This window comes from Paenibacillus lactis (assembly GCF_017873605.1).
Taxonomy (GTDB): Bacteria; Bacillota; Bacilli; order Paenibacillales; family Paenibacillaceae; genus Paenibacillus_AQ; species Paenibacillus_AQ lactis.
Genome location: NZ_JAGGKI010000003.1, coordinates 567,569 through 583,361 on the forward strand (window position 1 = coordinate 567,569; position 15,793 = coordinate 583,361).

Annotated in this window: 18 protein-coding genes, 1 pseudogene and 1 other annotated feature; of the genes and pseudogenes, 9 read left to right on the top strand and 10 right to left on the bottom strand. The window is 51.3% G+C overall.

Annotated elements, in window-relative coordinates:
* The first annotated feature begins 7 nt into the window (after nucleotides 1-7).
* Complete coding sequence (locus J2Z18_RS08310) at nucleotides 8-355, top strand: toprim domain-containing protein (protein ID WP_007131968.1); 348 nt, start codon at nucleotides 8-10, stop codon at nucleotides 353-355.
* 158 nt (nucleotides 356-513) lie between these two features.
* Here J2Z18_RS08310 and J2Z18_RS08315 read toward each other — a convergent pair whose 3' ends face one another.
* The 3 genes from J2Z18_RS08315 to J2Z18_RS08325 all read right to left on the bottom strand — a co-directional run bounded on the left by J2Z18_RS08315 (nucleotide 514) and on the right by J2Z18_RS08325 (nucleotide 2,720).
* Nucleotides 514-1,131, bottom strand: coding sequence for an SCO family protein (locus J2Z18_RS08315; protein WP_007131967.1), 618 nt, complete (start codon nucleotides 1,129-1,131; stop codon nucleotides 514-516).
* A 137-nt stretch (nucleotides 1,132-1,268) separates the two neighbouring features.
* Nucleotides 1,269-2,207 carry a heme o synthase gene (gene cyoE / locus J2Z18_RS08320; protein WP_007131966.1) on the bottom strand — a complete coding sequence of 313 codons (939 nt, stop codon included), beginning with the start codon at nucleotides 2,205-2,207 and terminating at the stop codon, nucleotides 1,269-1,271.
* 285 nt (nucleotides 2,208-2,492) lie between these two features.
* Nucleotides 2,493-2,720: an alpha/beta-type small acid-soluble spore protein gene (locus J2Z18_RS08325; RefSeq protein ID WP_007131965.1), complete on the bottom strand. Its 228-nt coding sequence runs from the start codon at nucleotides 2,718-2,720 to the stop codon at nucleotides 2,493-2,495.
* 121 nt (nucleotides 2,721-2,841) lie between these two features.
* On the opposite strand from J2Z18_RS08325, the gene J2Z18_RS08330 reads away from it, so the two are divergent.
* Nucleotides 2,842-3,009 carry a hypothetical protein gene (locus J2Z18_RS08330; RefSeq protein ID WP_007131964.1) on the top strand — a complete coding sequence of 56 codons (168 nt, stop codon included), beginning with the start codon at nucleotides 2,842-2,844 and terminating at the stop codon, nucleotides 3,007-3,009.
* A 64-nt stretch (nucleotides 3,010-3,073) separates the two neighbouring features.
* Here J2Z18_RS08330 and trpS read toward each other — a convergent pair whose 3' ends face one another.
* Nucleotides 3,074-4,060, bottom strand: a complete 987-nt coding sequence (trpS, locus tag J2Z18_RS08335; protein WP_007131963.1) for a tryptophan--tRNA ligase — start codon at nucleotides 4,058-4,060, stop codon at nucleotides 3,074-3,076.
* Nucleotides 4,061-4,120: 60 nt separating this feature from the next.
* Nucleotides 4,121-4,373, bottom strand: a binding site (T-box leader).
* A 179-nt stretch (nucleotides 4,374-4,552) separates the two neighbouring features.
* Between trpS and J2Z18_RS08340 the strand changes: the two genes are divergently transcribed.
* Both J2Z18_RS08340 and J2Z18_RS08345 read left to right on the top strand, forming a co-directional pair.
* The gene (locus tag J2Z18_RS08340) at nucleotides 4,553-5,533 is read left to right on the top strand and encodes an aldose 1-epimerase (protein WP_007131962.1); all 981 of its coding nucleotides are present in this window, start codon (nucleotides 4,553-4,555) and stop codon (nucleotides 5,531-5,533) included.
* A gap of 249 nt (nucleotides 5,534-5,782) precedes the next feature.
* Nucleotides 5,783-6,004: an alpha/beta-type small acid-soluble spore protein gene (locus tag J2Z18_RS08345; RefSeq protein WP_007131961.1), complete on the top strand. Its 222-nt coding sequence runs from the start codon at nucleotides 5,783-5,785 to the stop codon at nucleotides 6,002-6,004.
* Nucleotides 6,005-6,098: 94 nt separating this feature from the next.
* Here the strand turns inward: J2Z18_RS08345 and J2Z18_RS08350 are convergent, their stop codons facing one another.
* Nucleotides 6,099-6,503, bottom strand: a complete 405-nt coding sequence (locus J2Z18_RS08350; protein ID WP_007131960.1) for a hypothetical protein — start codon at nucleotides 6,501-6,503, stop codon at nucleotides 6,099-6,101.
* Between the two features lie 234 nt (nucleotides 6,504-6,737).
* Complete coding sequence (locus J2Z18_RS08355; protein ID WP_007131959.1) at nucleotides 6,738-8,531, bottom strand: M3 family oligoendopeptidase; 1,794 nt, start codon at nucleotides 8,529-8,531, stop codon at nucleotides 6,738-6,740.
* Nucleotides 8,532-8,659: 128 nt separating this feature from the next.
* On the opposite strand from J2Z18_RS08355, the gene J2Z18_RS08360 reads away from it, so the two are divergent.
* Together J2Z18_RS08360 and J2Z18_RS08365 are read left to right on the top strand one after the other, a co-directional pair.
* A complete protein-coding gene (locus J2Z18_RS08360; RefSeq protein ID WP_007131958.1) occupies nucleotides 8,660-8,848 on the top strand; it encodes a YycC family protein in 189 nt (62 codons plus the stop codon).
* Nucleotides 8,845-9,075, top strand: coding sequence for a hypothetical protein (locus J2Z18_RS08365; RefSeq protein WP_007131957.1), 231 nt, complete (start codon nucleotides 8,845-8,847; stop codon nucleotides 9,073-9,075). Before J2Z18_RS08360 ends, J2Z18_RS08365 begins: the two co-directional genes overlap by 4 nt.
* A gap of 152 nt (nucleotides 9,076-9,227) precedes the next feature.
* Here J2Z18_RS08365 and J2Z18_RS08370 read toward each other — a convergent pair whose 3' ends face one another.
* Complete coding sequence (locus J2Z18_RS08370; RefSeq protein ID WP_007131956.1) at nucleotides 9,228-9,920, bottom strand: DUF2225 domain-containing protein; 693 nt, start codon at nucleotides 9,918-9,920, stop codon at nucleotides 9,228-9,230.
* A 42-nt stretch (nucleotides 9,921-9,962) separates the two neighbouring features.
* On the bottom strand, nucleotides 9,963-10,346 hold the full coding sequence (locus J2Z18_RS08375; RefSeq protein WP_007131955.1) for a globin domain-containing protein: 384 nt from the start codon (nucleotides 10,344-10,346) through the stop codon (nucleotides 9,963-9,965).
* Nucleotides 10,347-10,749: 403 nt separating this feature from the next.
* On the opposite strand from J2Z18_RS08375, the gene spoVV reads away from it, so the two are divergent.
* Together spoVV and J2Z18_RS08385 are read left to right on the top strand one after the other, a co-directional pair.
* Entirely contained in the window at nucleotides 10,750-11,988 is a 1,239-nt protein-coding gene (gene spoVV, locus J2Z18_RS08380) for a dipicolinic acid transporter SpoVV (protein WP_007131954.1), read from the top strand.
* Between the two features lie 64 nt (nucleotides 11,989-12,052).
* The gene (locus tag J2Z18_RS08385; RefSeq protein ID WP_007131953.1) at nucleotides 12,053-12,856 is read left to right on the top strand and encodes an NAD kinase; all 804 of its coding nucleotides are present in this window, start codon (nucleotides 12,053-12,055) and stop codon (nucleotides 12,854-12,856) included.
* A gap of 88 nt (nucleotides 12,857-12,944) precedes the next feature.
* Here J2Z18_RS08385 and J2Z18_RS08390 read toward each other — a convergent pair whose 3' ends face one another.
* Together J2Z18_RS08390 and lipA are read right to left on the bottom strand one after the other, a co-directional pair.
* Nucleotides 12,945-13,466: a YutD family protein gene (locus J2Z18_RS08390; RefSeq protein WP_007131952.1), complete on the bottom strand. Its 522-nt coding sequence runs from the start codon at nucleotides 13,464-13,466 to the stop codon at nucleotides 12,945-12,947.
* Between the two features lie 37 nt (nucleotides 13,467-13,503).
* A pseudogene (gene lipA / locus J2Z18_RS08395) lies at nucleotides 13,504-14,403 on the bottom strand (lipoyl synthase); the annotation flags it as partial.
* A gap of 294 nt (nucleotides 14,404-14,697) precedes the next feature.
* Here lipA and J2Z18_RS08400 point away from each other — a divergent pair.
* Nucleotides 14,698-15,786 (top strand): M23 family metallopeptidase, encoded by a 1,089-nt coding sequence (locus J2Z18_RS08400; protein WP_245255917.1) that lies wholly within the window; start codon nucleotides 14,698-14,700, stop codon nucleotides 15,784-15,786.
* Nucleotides 15,787-15,793 lie beyond the last annotated feature (7 nt).

Genomic DNA, 15,793 nt, shown 5'->3' on the forward strand with positions numbered 1-15,793 from the left:
GAACAGCATGTCAATATTTATCATCGTCGAGGGCAAGAACGACCGCAGCCGTCTCCGCCGGCTGCTAACCTCCGATATTACGATATTATGTACATTCGGTACGTTGAACAGTGCCAAGCTTGACACATTGCAAAAGCAGGTACGCGATCAGGAGGTGTATCTGTTTATGGACAACGACAGCTCCGGCAAAAGGATTCGCGGGATATTGCGCGACGCATTCCCGGATGCCGAGCAGATTTACACCCGCCGCGGGTACGCAGGCGTAGAGGGCACGCCAGATGAATATTTAATTGCCCAGCTGGAAAAAGCGGGATTGGAGGAATTCATCATCTACCCGCCGCCTGAAGAATACTAGCCCTAGCCCCCTGTTATAAAGGGATTTTCGAAGCTTGCAGCCTATTCCATTTTCGAATTTCGGATACGGCTCTCCTTCCAAGTAAGAAGAAACGGCGGTCAGGATGATTCTCCTGCGCCGCCGTATTTGCTTCCTCTATTCGAATTGTCGGATAAGTCCTATTCTTTAATCAAGGTCTTGATGTCTTGAATGATATCCTCTGTTTTTACATCCGACGGAACGCCGGCATTATACATTTTGCGAATATTGTTATCCCGGTCCACCAGAGCGATGGAGTTACCATGGGTGAAGTTCGTCGAATCGTTGCCGAGAAGCGGGATTTTAAAGGAATCTTGCATCAGCTTCCGGGTTTCTTCCTGGTCTCCCCTTAGAAAGTACCAACCGCTGTAATCAGCATTGAAGCGGTCGCCGAACTCTTTGATCTTCTCTTTCGTGTCGGTCTTCGGGTCAAAGGAAATGGACACGAAGTTCACCTCGCCCCCAAACAGCTCTTCCTTCTTCAGCTCTTCCTGAATCTGCGAGAGGATCAGCGTCGTAACCGGACAAACGTCCGGACAGCTGGTGAAATAAAAGTACATCAGCTTGACCTTTCCCTTCGTATCCTCTGACGTGATGGTTTTGCCGTCGACATTCTCCATGGAATAACTGCCGACTTCACGAATGACCGGGAGTTTATCCTTCCCGAATCCCAGTGAGTTGTATACGAGGTACACCGCCGCGACCACGCAGACGGCCAGCAAAATCCAAGTCCATTTATAGCGCTTGAATGCGTTCATTCCCCTTGCTCTTCTCCCTTCTTCCCGGCCTGATTCTTATGGAACCATATGCCTGTCCTGCATACTGAACGTTATGACCGCTACGTAATCCCCTATCCGCCGACCTAACGACCATAGCCGACCTGATTATTCAAATCTTAGAAGGTCGTATTCAGGATTAGAACAATGAGGCTGAGCGTTAAATAATTGATCGAGAAGATGAATACTTTCTTCGACCAAGCCTCATCATCCTTCGCCGTGAATCCCTTCAAAGCCGTATAAAGCCAGCCGATCGCCAGGAGCAGACCGATAACCAGGAAGAAGATGCCTGCGTATCCGTATACATACATGAGAATCGGAATCGGCAGCAGGAGGACAAGGTAAGGGATCATCTGAATTTTCGTACGCTTGATGCCCTTGACGACCGGTAGGAGCGGAAATCCTGCTGCACGATATTCTTCTACCCGCCGAATGCCGAGCGCCCAGAAATGCGGCGGCTGCCATAGGAAGAGCAGTGCAAAGATCAGAATTGCCCCCATATCTACCTGTCCCGATACCGCCACATAGCCGATAGCCGGCGGCATTGCGCCGGAGATGGCGCCGACGGATGTGCTCCATGTCGAGGTGCGCTTCAGCCATAGCGTGTAAACGACGACATAAACGAACATGCCTATCGCGCCGAAGATCCCCGCCAGGACGCCGGAGAACAGGAACAGCACTGCTAGTCCCAATGCACCCAGTATAATGGCATACCAAAGAACAACCTTTGGCGTCAGCCGTCCGGTTGGAAGAGAACGATCGCGTGTCCGTTCCATCTTCATATCGAGTTCTCTGTCGAAATAGTTGTTAAACACGCATGAGGATGCCATGACGAGCAAAGTTCCAAGCAATGTCATCGCGAGCAGTCCGAACTGGATGTCCCAGCGCGACGCCAGCCAAAATCCGGCAAATGCTGCTATCAAATTAGACCGGAGTATTCCGGGTTTGGTCACGGTTATAAAATCTTTCCAAGTCCCCGCTTGTTCGGGAGGTGCAGGCGCTGCGGAAGCCAGTGCTGCGGATTCTGAAGGAGCCTGATATCTCAAGTGATTACCCACGTGTAAACGTTCCTCCTTGTATCTGTCGTTATGGAGGAAGTACTGCCTCCGCTATAAAGTTTATCATATCATTAGTAAAAAGTGTTTAGCAATCCTTCGGAATTCGGTGTATCTATATGACAATTCAGTGACATTTGCCAAGGATATTTCCTTGACGTTATGACGTTGTTTAAGGCACAATTTGTCTATGTATGGCCCCGTGTCCGGGGACGTTCGCCAAGAATCAAATGAAAACCCGGAGCGCATCTATAGCGCCCCGGGCGGTAAGTCCCTTATGAGAAGAAATTACAGTGTGCGTCCAGAACCCGAAAGTTGCTGTTCAGCTTGCTGTACCAGACGCTTCGTGATGTAACCTCCCAAAGAACCGGTTTCACGGGATGTGTAGCTGCCCATGTATCCGTCTTGAGGAATAGTCACACCCAGCTCGCGAGCAGCTTCCATTTTCAGCTGCTCCAGTGCTTGTCTTGCTTGAGGTACAACCAGATTGTTGCTGCGGGAACGACCTTGTGCCATATTAAATATCTCCCTTCACTGAATGTCTGTTATTCCAGTGCAAGCTTGCAAACTTATTATGGCTTCATCTCGCAGCCTTATACGTAGTTTTTTATTTTTTATGTTGGAGGTTTTTTTTCATATGAGCAAAGGTCTATCCCTATGGTTTGCCGTCTCGTCCATCGTCCTTCTAACCGCCTGCGCAATCATGATCAGCACGAACTGGCTGATTGCCATCGGTCTCGGCATTCTGTCGATTCTTAACATCGGCTGGGGCTTTATCATCAAGTCCAAGCGCAAGCCGTCTTAAAATCAAGTTTCATTAAGTCGGGTTCTCGGCGCCGAAGCGTTTGCCTCCAAAGTGCATAGAGCAATTATTTTGCAGGCAGAAAGCCCATCTTATCCTTAACGCCGTCCAAGATTTGGGCGGCTTTGCTGCGTGCCTGCTCTGCCCCTCTTGCAAGAATGTCGTGAATTTCTCCGGATTCGCGAATTTCATAATATCGCTTTTGAAGCGGTTCAAGCGCAGCCACAACCACCTCGCCAAGCTCCTTCTTGAACGCACCATACATTTTCCCCTCAAAGCGATGCTGCACATCCTGCAGGGAAATGCCCGCGCATTCCGAATAAATGCTCATCAGATTGCTGACCTCCGGCTTCGTTGAAGGATCGTAAACAACCTCGGTACCGGAGTCGGTTGTGGCGCGGCTAATTTTTTTGCGAATCTGGTCGGGTGTATCCAGCATGGCAATATAGCTTCCCTCAACCGGGCTGCTCTTGCTCATTTTTTTAGATGCATCGTCCAGCGACATGATTCGAGCTCCCACTTGCGGAATATACGGCTCCGGTACGGTAAAGAACTCCCCGAAGCGATGGTTGAACCGTCCGGCCAAGTCACGCGTCAGCTCCAAATGCTGCTTCTGGTCGTCCCCAACCGGAACGAGGTCGGCATTGTACAGCAAAATATCGGCTGCCATCAGCGCCGGGTACACGAACAGACCTGCCCCCACCGATTCCTTGCCTTCCGACTTATCCTTGAACTGGGTCATGCGCTCTAGCTCGCCCATATGCACGAGCGTTGTCATCAACCACGAAAGCTCAGCATGCTGCGGAACATGCGACTGCATAAAAATATTCGCTCTTGCCGGATCGATGCCGGCCGCAACATACAATGCCGCGACCATTTCCGAACGCTCACGGAGCGCCTTTGGCTCCTGCGGCACCGTAATCGCATGCAAATCCACGACCATGAAGTAGCAATTGTGCTCATCCTGGAGCTTCACAAAATTTTTAATGGCTCCGATATAGTTGCCCAGCGTCAAGTTGCCGCTTGGTTGAATGCCGGATAATACGGTTTTCATTTCATAGTCCTCCATTTCTATTTCTTTCATAAAAATCCAACAAAAAAAGGCCCCACATCCGCAAGGGACGTGAGACCGTGGTGCCACCCTTATTCGCCGCAGCAGCATCGTACGCTTGACAGCTGCAGCCTTCCATTCTTGTAACGGAGAATACCCGGCCGGCATATTAAGGAATTAACACGGTTCATGTTTATCCTGTTCAGCTCAGCACTCAAAGGTCCATTCAGCAAAGCGGCTCCACCGGTTCACATCAGCCACCGGCTTTCTGAAGGAGCGACCGCATCTGCCTACTTGTCCTTGTCATCGTGTTCAATCATCATTGATCACTATTACATGCAATAATAAATCTCTTACACCACCTTGTCAATTCCAAGATCCTGCGAAGGCATGCCCCCGGCGATTTAGAGCTTTTGTTGTACGCGAGGCTTAAAAATCTGTTATGATGTGGTTAATCGTCCAGACCATGATTTTTGTTAGTAAAGGAGCATCGATATGAATCAAGTGACCAAAGGCCAGTGGAATGGTTACGACACCTATATCTTAAACAGCGGCCGTCTCGAAGTGACTCTCCTCCCTCGTCTAGGTAACAACGTGATTGGGATTAAAGACATCGAAGAACAGCGTGAAATCCTCCGAAGGCCGGATGAAAGCGAGCTTGCATTCTATCTCCAAAAGCCGTACCACTTCGGCATCCCGATGCTCATTCCGCCGGGACGGATATCCAAAGGCCGGTTCGAATACGGCGGCCAAACGTATCAATTCGACCAAAATACGGCAGGCGATAATCATATCCATGGACTGCACCGGACCCAAGCTTGGTGCGTAAGCGATATCGAAGAGGATGATGAAGGCTGTGCGGTTTCGACAGAGTTCGTGACCTCTGATGATCCGAAATGGATGTCGCAGTTTCCGATCCCCCTGAAGCTGGAAATGAACTTTCGACTCCAGGGAACCGAATTGGTCCAAAATCTGCGCATAACGAACACCGGCAAACAACCCGCCCCATTCGGCATGGGTTATCATACATGGTTCCTGCTTGACGGCGAACCGCATCGATGGTCGCTGGAAGTGCCTGTCGACTCGATCTATACGCTTAATAACGAGTTGATTCCGACAGGAGATACGTCGGCGCTGGGGCATCTCGAAGGCCTTAATACCGGATTAAATCTGAAGGATACGGATCTGGACACGATTCTGAAAATACCGGAAGGCAAGCCTGCCCTTGCACTGCTTAAACGGGACGATGGTTATGAGATCCATTATTCGGCCGATCGCCAGTATTTTAAGCATTGGGTGCTGTATACGAAGGGCCAAGCTGAAGAGTTCCTGTGCATCGAGCCTTACACATGGCTTCCAAATGCACCCAACTTGAACCTATCGAGCGCCGAGACTGGTCTGATTCATCTCGAGGCTGGAGCATCCGTTGAATTGCAAACCCGCATCCGTGTTCTTCATGGCGCGAATGTCGACTAATGGCATAATCGATCGACATTTAAACGGACGTGACCATATTGGAAGAATCGTCAGAAGCGACATACTTACTGCTTGATAGAATGGCAGCCCTTCGATCTTGAAGGGCTGTTTTTTGGTGATGCTCCATAATCAATAGCTCGATGCCCGTCCCCCTAATTTTACCAGCTCCGTATCTCCCTTGATGGCGAATGAGACCCCTATCTTTCAGGTCATAATATCCTCATACAATCTCAAAGGAGGTGACATGACATGGCTCAAGGACGTTCTTCTAACAACCTGGTTGTTCCTCAAGCGACTGCAGCTCTTCAACAATTGAAGGTAGAAGCTGCTCAAGAACTGGGTGTAACTCTTCCTCAAGACGGCTACATGGGTAACTACACTTCCCGTGAAACTGGTTCATTGGGAGGTTACATCACTAAGCGTCTGGTACAACTGGCTGAGCAGCAATTATCGGGTCGTTCGAACCTGTAATCGCATCTCTTCCCTCCAGCCATAATAGAAAGAGGCGATCTTCTCCCCAAAGATCGCCTCTTTCGCCGTTATATGGTATGAACGAATAATAATTTCATGATTTCGAAGCAGCTTCGGGATATGTATGCCGGGGATATCTTATCATTAAGCTCGCCATATTGTAGTTCGACTCGAGAATTGCATCCACCACAACCATGCCTTGCCGCACCATAAACTCGTAACTGATTTCACCGTGTGTCCAATGCCGCTTATGCTTTAGGCTTTCAAGCGCCATCATCCGAAACGAATACTGCTGCGCTTCGCTTAGCCCCTCCTCACAAGGTGCAATCACCCCGTTTCGCCCGGCCAACGGATTGTGCCGGATACCGAATTTGCCGATGATATTATTTCGTATTTGTACAAATACCGTACCGGAGGTTAATCCCCCCAGTTCTTCCTCCAGCTCTCGAAACACGATATCCAACTGTCTAGCCAGCGATAATTGATCCAATTGTACCATATCGTCACCCCTCCTTTATTAGTAAATCCTCCCTAATATTAGGGCTTATGACTCATTATAAGGGAATGGAAAAGCTCGATCAACATAATTCAACATAATTGGGTATATATGACTAAAATTGCACAATTATTTAAAAGCTTTTCTGTATCTTCCGGCATTTTTCTCCCCTTTGCGACAAAAAAAGAAGCCCGCAAGGAGCTTCTTTTATCGTATTTCCCCGAAGCATTCGGCACCTTATGCCAAATGGTCGGTTAACTGCAGAAACTGTCTGATATCCGATACGCATAAATCCGCCGCGCTTTGCCAAAAATCGCGCTGGGTCAAATCGACGTCCAGATGCTTTTTCGCCAAATCCTCCACCGTCATGACGCCTGTATCACGGAGAAGCGCATCGTATTTCTCAGCAAAAGCAGGACCTTCCTGCAGGGCACGCACGTAGAGGCCGGTACTGAACATATAGCCGAATGTATACGGGAAATTATAGAACGGTGTACCCGTAATATAGAAATGCAGCTTGGATGCCCAGAAATGAGGATGGTAAGACGTCAAGGCGTCGCAATACGCTTCCTTCTGCGCCTCCACCATGAGATCCGAAATTCCCTCGGCGCTGAGCAGCCCGCTCTTCCGCTTCTCATAGAAACGGGTCTCAAACAGGAATCTTGCATGAATGTTCATAAAGAACGCAACGCTGTTCTGAATTTTCTCCTCCAGCAATGCCAGCTTCTCTTCTTCGCTGGACGCCCCTTTCACCATCGCGTCAAATACGATCATTTCCGCGAAGGTCGAAGCGGTTTCGGCGACGTTCATCGCGTATCTTTGGTTGAGCACGGGAATTCCGCGCATCAGGAATTGATGGTACGCATGTCCCAATTCATGAGCCAGCGTGGACACGTTCGAGGCGGTCCCGCCAAACGTCATGAAGATCCGCGTCTGTTCGCTGGCCGGGAACGAAGTACAGAAGCCGCCAGGTCTCTTGCCGGGACGGTCCTCAACCTCAATCCAGCCTTTATCGAACGCCATTTGGGAGAAGTCCGCCAGTTTCGGACTGAATTTGCGGAACTGCTCTACGATATTAACTGCCGCGTCATCATAAGAAATTTTGGCTGCGGACGTGCGGATCGGCGCATCCACGTCAGTCCAGGACAGCCCGTCAAGACCAAGCAGCTTCGCCTTGCGATTCAAATACTCCACCAGCACCGGCTTCGTATCCTGAATGACCGCCCACATCGTATCCAGCGTCTCGCGGCTCATCCGTCCGATCGCCAGCGGCTCTTTCAACACATCGTCCCAGCCCCGGTTCTCATACAGCTTCAGCCGGAAGCCGGACAGATGGTTTAGCGTATCTGCGCAGTAGTCCGCCGCTGCGCCCCATGCTGCTTCCCATTTCTCAAACATCGACTGCCGTACCTCACGGTTAGGATGGTGCATTTTGTTAAAGGCTTGTCCGGCGGAGAGCAGCTTGGTCTCGCCGTTCTCTTCGTACGGAATTTGAATTTTGCTGACAATGGTGTCGTAAAATTCGCCCCAGCCGTGGTAGCCGTCAACGGCGAGCGCCAAAGCCAGGCTTTCCAGCTCAGGGCTCATTTTCTCCTTCGCCAGGTTCCGGCTCTCATTCAAGATGAAGTCCAGCTTGGACGCAGCCCCGGTGCCTGTCCACGCCGTCCAGAGCTCATCGTTCATGCCGCGAAGCACATTATCGAACCGACTTTTCACGGATTGGAGCGTAGCCGACAGCGAGGTGACCCGCCCTGACAGCTGAACGGCTTTTTTATCGTTTACGTTCTGTGCGGTCAAGCAGCTTACAAATGCTGAGGCTTCCCGTACCCGGGCATAGCAGCTCTGAAACTGCTCCAAAAAGGCTTCCAATGCTTGTGTGCCTTCGATCGAATCCGGCACGGAGAGGCTTCTTACATCCTGCTGGAGGGCTTGCATATCCTTCTCCAGCGTCTCCAGGAAGCTTGCCAGCTGCGGAGACGAGGAGCCTCCCGGGAAAATGGTTTCTAAATTCCAGGTCTGTTGAAGTGTCATATCCATAGTCCGCCTTTCAAAAATGAAGTGAGTTTTTTTACTTCCAGCTTGACGCTCATATTTGTATGAACGACGTGAAAAGTGTATAACTATATATATTAAAATTACTGTTGGAGGATCGATAAGCGATGAGACCTTTACAAATTTCACCAGAGACGGCGGTAACCTTGTCCAAGCAGCTGGGCGTTCCGCTGGAGCAGCTTATGCATATGCCGCAGCATATCCTGATGCAGAAGATCGCCGAGCTTGCGAAGAACGATAAGGCAGAGCCGCAGTCGGAGCAGAAGAGCGAACAGGGCCGTCCGGAGAACTCATGATACCTTTTTCAAACACATGGCCCTATGATGTCGTCGGAAATGACGTATATGTACAAACATGCCCCTTCTGCGGGACCGACAATGTTCTGCTTCCCATGAAGCCCAAGGAGCTGATTAGCGTCAGGGAAGGCAAGAAAAAGCTGCTGATCTTCCCCTGCTGCCACAACCGAGTAACCGTGCTCGACAGCGACATCGATTATTTGCTTACAGACCAGCGGCTCCGCTAATGACGACAGCCGGCCGCTTGGCTCTGCCTTTCGGAGTCGGTATCCCTGCTCCCCGCAAGTCCGATGCATCCGGAGCGCGGCAAGCTCCAAGCTAAGTCTATCGATTCTAAGCTGCGCCTTTCTGCCGGCTTTCGTTCCTCTGGATGAAGCGGCTACTCCGCTCCCAGTGCGTGGCCCTTCTCTTCCCTCAGCTGTTCGGAAGCGACCCGCCACTGCTCCCTGGAAGCCCGAATCATTGCGGCATCCACAATCTTCTGGTCTTGAACCACTCTTGCGAACCACTGCACCGCCTCCTGGTATTGTCCCAGCCTTCGGTGAATTTCCCCGATGAGATACAGCAGCTTTGCGTCATTGGCCCCTACTCCCTCAAGCTCAAACACTCGGATATAAGACTCCAGACTATACCTCAAGAAGCGCCTTTCCTGCTCCTGATTCTCCTGGTAGCGGTACAGCCACGCAATATGGTGAAGCAAGCTTGCGATGATTCGCTCGCGTTCCCCGATGATCTGCGCGCAGAGCAAGCCGAGCTTGTACGTCTCCAGCGCTTCCTCAAGGCTGCGCCGGCCTCCGAAGTCGCGGCTCTCCCATCGGCATGCTATTTGCGTCTGAAAAGCCGACCTCTGCTTGTCATTCATTTTGATCAGGGAATTTTCCGTGGAGGCAAATCCGCAGCTCGGGCAGATCCTGACGACATAGTAATCGGGATTTTCCGACTTATAGTACGCGCAAAAATCGGTATCCGTCCGATAGGCCTTTTTAAAGCTGGGCCGGACCCTCGAGGTTTCAAACTCATGCTCGCAGTGGATACACTGCACCTTGATGGAATACAAGGGCTCCAATTTCATCTTCGCTTCCCATCCCTTCCCTTGCGTACTCTCATCCTGCCTTTAGTCCAGGGGCGTGTTCACGAAATGGTGGGCAGGGCCGGACAGGCGCTGCAGCACAAATTCGCGGAGCTCATCGTCCACGCCGATCTCCATCAATGCCCCCTCCATGCAGCGGAGCCATTCCTCGGCATGACGCTCCGTAATCGGGAATCGAAGATGCCTTGCCCGCATCATCGGGTGACCATACGCTTCGGAGAAGAGCGCGGGGCCTCCGAAAAACTGGCTTAAAAACATATACTGCTTCTCCATTACCGGCTCAATATCCTCCGGAAACAACGGTGCCAACAGCTCGTTCTGCTGAACTCTCGGATAAAATGCCTCGACTAAAGACCGGATCCCCTCGGCCCCCCCGAGGTTATCATAGATGCTCAAATGCGGATTCATACCCGTTCAGGTCTCCCATCTATATATATAATTTTCGACATGGATGCACTTCTCTATTATAGCAAAAAACAACAAAAAAAGGCGCACCCCAACGGGAGCCCCTTCTAAATGCTATTAATAACTGCGCCAATCCTCTTCACTCTGGACGAGAGAAGCACGTATAACATAAACGAAGGCGCATACCAGAATACCTGCGACTATGCTCATGATCATCACTCCATCCAAACATAATACGAAAGATGTGCTTTGATGTTTTTTATTATAGCACATGTTTCCGGAAAATAAAGCAATTTTGAAACCGCTTACTCATGTTTTTTTAGACTGTTTGTCCTAATCCCGGCATACATTTTTAGAAAAGACCTATCTCTGCGAATTTTCTTCGATGCCAGGAGGCAATGATTACATGACCATGAAAAAAGCGGGCTGGCTGCTGCTGGTAATGGCATTGACCAGCGTGATCGTTCTAATGGCTATATATCCGAAGGCTGCTCTGGAGTCTGCTCTCAGGGGCCTCTCCATCTGGTGGGATGTGCTGTTTCCATCCCTGTTCCCCTTCTTTGTGATATCGGAAATGCTGCTGGGATTTGGGGTTGTGCACTTGGTCGGCACCCTGCTCGATCCCTTGATGCGCCCGCTGTTTCGCATACCCGGGGCAGGCGGGTTTGTTGCGGCGATGGGCTATGTATCAGGTTACCCGGTCGGCGCTAAGCTCACGGCCAAGCTTTGGGAGCAGAACATGGTGAACCGCGAGGAAGGCGAGCGTCTTGTCGCCTTCACCACCTCGTCTGACCCGATCTTTTTGATTGGCGCGGTATCGGTCGGCTTCTTCCATGACCCGAAGATCGGCTTGATCCTTGCGATCGCCCACTATGGCGGAGGCTTTGTTGTCGGTCTCCTTATGCGGTTTCACGGCAGACGCAAGTCCGCCGACCATTCCGGTGAAGACACGCTGAATATCGCAGGCGGGAAGCCGGGACGGATCAAGGCCGCGTTCCAAGCGATGCATGCCGCAAGACTGCAGGATGGACGAGATCTCGGCACCTTGGTAAGCCAAGCGATTCAATCCTCCCTTCAGCTTATTATTGTCGTTGGAGGGCTTGTTGTATTCTTTTCCGTCTTTCTGGAGCTTTGGACCCGCGCAGGTGTGGTTACAAGCTTCACCGAGTTGATCAAGGTTTTGCTGTCGCTGATCGGGATGCCGGAAGCCCTGTCGACCGCGCTGGTAGGCGGCATCTTTGAGGTAACGCTCGGGGCGCGTTATGCCGGGGAGGCCGGTTCCTTCATCCCCTTGCCTTACAAGGCTGCAGCCGCGGCTTTTATCCTGTCATGGGGAGGATTGTCCGTTCATGCGCAAATCGTCAGCATTTTGAACTCTACCAATTTACGATACTTCCCGTTTGCCGTCGCACGGCTGATCCACGGGATTATAGCGGCCTCGGCCGTCATCCTGCTGTGGGAGACGGTGATGGGGACTTCGATGCCTGCGTGGATGGATCCCTCTGCTGTTTCGACTCCTGCCTTAAGCGGGTATACCCATATTATGGCGGCCTTTTCCTTAACGATCGGCACGATGATCGCTTGCTCGTTGCTGATCCGTCTGATCAGGGGCCTGCATCAAAAAATCCGCAAAATCCCTAGGTGAACATTGTGTTATTCTCCAAGATTGATTATCATCTTTATATAACCTTACAAAGGAGCTTATCAACTTGAGATATTATGTTCTGGACCGCGGTGACCCATTGTCTGTTGAGCTGACCCAGCAGTTTCACAAGCTGGCCGAACAGCGGGGGTTTGTGCTGGATGCAGAATCTCCCGAGATTGTCGTTTCGATCGGTGGAGACGGTACGATGCTGCACGCATTTCATACCTTTATTGACCGTATACCTGACTTGGCTTTCGTCGGTGTTCATACCGGTCATTTAGGGTTCTATGCAGACTGGAAAGCTGACGAGCTGAACGAACTTATTGATCATATGAGCGGCACCAAAGAGACCGGAGCCGTGGAGCCGCGTCTCGTCAAGTATCCCTTGGTACAACTGGAGATCCATAAGAAGTCAGGGACTTCATCTTATATTGCGCTGAATGAGTTTACGCTCAAGGGCGTTGACGGGACGGTCGTCGCCCAGATTGACATTAACGATGTAACCTTTGAAATGTTCCGGGGAGACGGCATTTGCGTATCCACCCCATCCGGCAGCACGGCTTATAACAAGAGTGTCGGAGGCGCGATGGTCCATCCCTCGATCGATGCCTTGCAGATCGCGGAGATTGCCTCGATCAACAACCGCATCTTCCGAACGCTCGGCTCGCCGCTTCTTCTGCCCAAGCATCATCATTGTGATATTTTTTCGCGCAAGGAGCAGCGCTTGCTGCTTACGATTGATCATATCAATATCTCGATCGATGATCTTATCTCCGTTCGCTGTCAGGTGGCGGAGCAGCAGGTCAGCTTTGCCCGATACCGTCCGTTTCCGTTCTGGAACCGGGTTCGCGATGCGTTTCTTGGTTAATCAAGCATACAAAAAGATCGGCCTCTGTCCATTGGTACAGAGATCCGATCTTTTTTATTAGGATATAAAGTTCAAGTCAAGACGGGATTCAAGAAGTAGCGGACCTCGGAGCCTTCGGCCCCTTCTCCCTCGGTTCCCTTGGCTCGCGCTGATCACGCTGTTCGCGCTGCTCCCGCTTCGCTTCCCGGACTTCGCGTTCCCGGCCGTCCTTCCTGCTCTTCACTGCTCCGTCCTGTGCGGCCTCCTTGTTTCCTCTATTCTCCTCATCAGGCCGGACTTCCTTAACTTCTGCTGCATCCCGGGGTTCCCGGTCCTTCGGCTCTTTATGCTCCTTATGCTCCTTTGTCTTCTGGAGCACGAAATGGGCACAGCCGAAATTGCAGTACTCGTTAATATAGTCAGACATGCTGGAGAATGTGGAGTCCTTGGCGGCCTTCGGATGGTTGTCGCGGTAGAAGCCTTTTAGCCGTAGCTGATTGTAGCCCCAATCCCCCACAATATAGTCATACCGGTCCAGTACCTCGCTGTACCGATCCCGGAAAGCCTCCAGATTCCAACCGTTCCGGTAGTCCTTCAGCAATTCATAGCTTTTGTTGCCGATAATGATCATGACAGCATCCCTGCCTTTCTAACACGCTGAGACTGGATTAAGACTGAACCGTTTCTTCCTTGCTCCGTGCAGCCGATTTCACCTGCTCGTGCGCATGGTAGGAGCTGCGTACCAGCGGACCGGATTCCACGTGGCTGAAGCCCCGCTTCATTCCCTCTTCCTTCAGGATGGCGAACTCCTCAGGCGTATAATATTTTTCCACATTCAAATGCTTAGGCGACGGCTGCAAATACTGGCCGATCGTCATAATATCGCAATCGACGGCCCGAAGGTCATCCATCGCTTCCAGAATTTCATCCCACTCCTCACCGACACCCAGCATAATGCTCGATTTCGTCGGAATATCCGGCTGCATCATTTTGGCATTCTTCAATAACTGCAGGGAACGGTCGTACTTCGCTTTAGCCCGTACCCGATCCGACATGCGCTTAACCGTCTCGATATTATGGTTCAGAATGTCAGGCTTCGCATCCATAACAATCTTCAGCGACTCCTCGCTGCCCATAAAGTCCGGGATCAGCACTTCAACCGAACATAGCGGAAGGCGTCTTCGGATCGCTTTCACCGTTTCGGCGAATATGTACGCGCCTCCGTCTTTCAGGTCATCCCTTGCTACACTTGTCACGACGCAGTGCCGGAGGTTCATCTGCTCGGCTGCCTCGGCTACACGCTCCGGCTCCTGCAGGTCAAGCTCCGTCGGAAGCCCCGTGTTTACCGCGCAAAAACGGCAAGCACGCGTGCAAATATCCCCCAGAATCATAAACGTCGCGGTACGATTCGCCCAGCACTCGTAAATATTCGGGCAGCGGGCCTCTTCACACACGGTATGAAGCGTTTTGGACCGCATCATGCTCTTGATTTCCTTATAATTATCGCCGGTTGTCAGCTTAATTCGAATCCAGTCGGGTTTTGGCTGTTTGGTTTTGGACAAAGAAAATACCTTCTTTCGTTGGTTTGATCTTGCCTAAAGTTCATAAACTCACGTTAACTGTTCCATATTATATCATGAAAACCATCATATTACCTGTCCTCATCGATATAACATTCATCTACGTACGGCATGGATAAAAATCCTTGTTTTGATTCACCCTACGGTGTAGGCATTCCTATCCGACCGGCGGGCACCATCTGTCTATAGGCTTCGCATCGCCGGTGCACGCCGATTTTCGAAGCGTACAAGAACCCTCAATAATAACAGTCTAAAAAGGGGGTGAAGAACACATTGAGGATCATGCGATCGATATGCTCAAGCCGCGCTTTGCGCCGCGGGATGCTTGCAGCTGTGGCTTCCATAACGTCGATCAGCTGTTTGCAAGGAACGGTACATGCCGCAGAGCCCATAAAGTCTTCGGAGCCGTCCCATGCAGTTGTCGAAGCAAGCTCCAAGGGCGGCAATGCTGAAGCGGTATACGCAGCCAGGAAATCTTTATACGACCAGGTTGCCGCTGTAACCCAAATTCCCTGGTACCGGCTCGCGGCCATTGATCAGTATGAACGAACGCTGACCCAGGTTCATCCCAGGGATCGAAAGCATCCCGAACGAACCCTCGGCATCTTCATTCCTCCTACCAGATGGGCAGGACCGTTAAATCCCGATCAGGAGGACGTCGATCCGATGTCCATCAGCGTGTTCTCGGGTATCGGTCTTGACGGGAACGGAGATGGTAAAGCCGATCCTAACGATGATATGGACCTGCTCTATACCGTCGCGGCCAGACTGGCCCCGTATGGCCATGCTGCCGATGACTTCAGCATCGGCTTATGGTCCTATTATCAGAACACCCGGGCCGTCCAGCGGGTTATGCAGTATGCCAAGCTGTATGAAACCTTCGGCAAACTGGATTTGTTCGACCATGCCTTCCCGCTTCCCGTCAAAAGCAATTACTCCTACCGAAGCACCTTCGGTATGGGGCGCAACTGGGGAGGAAGAAGAGTTCACGAAGGCACCGATCTGTTTGCCTCTCACGGCGTTCCCGTGCGAAGCACATGCTATGGCGTGGTGGAGATCAAGGGCTGGAACAAATACGGCGGATGGCGCATCGGCATTCGGGATTTGAACAATCACTATCATTATTACGCCCATTTGCAGGGCTTTGACAAAAGCATCGCCCTCGGAGATGTGGTCAAGCCGGGACAGACCCTCGGCTGGGTCGGCAGCTCCGGTTACGGCAAGCCGGGCACCCAGGGAAAATTCCCTCCGCATCTGCATTACGGCATCTACCGGGATACCGGCCACACCGAATGGGCCTTTGACCCTTACCCCCTGCTGAAGCGCTGGGAGCTGGAGGAGAAAAGATCCAAGAAAAAAACGCGCTCCTGAAGCTCTT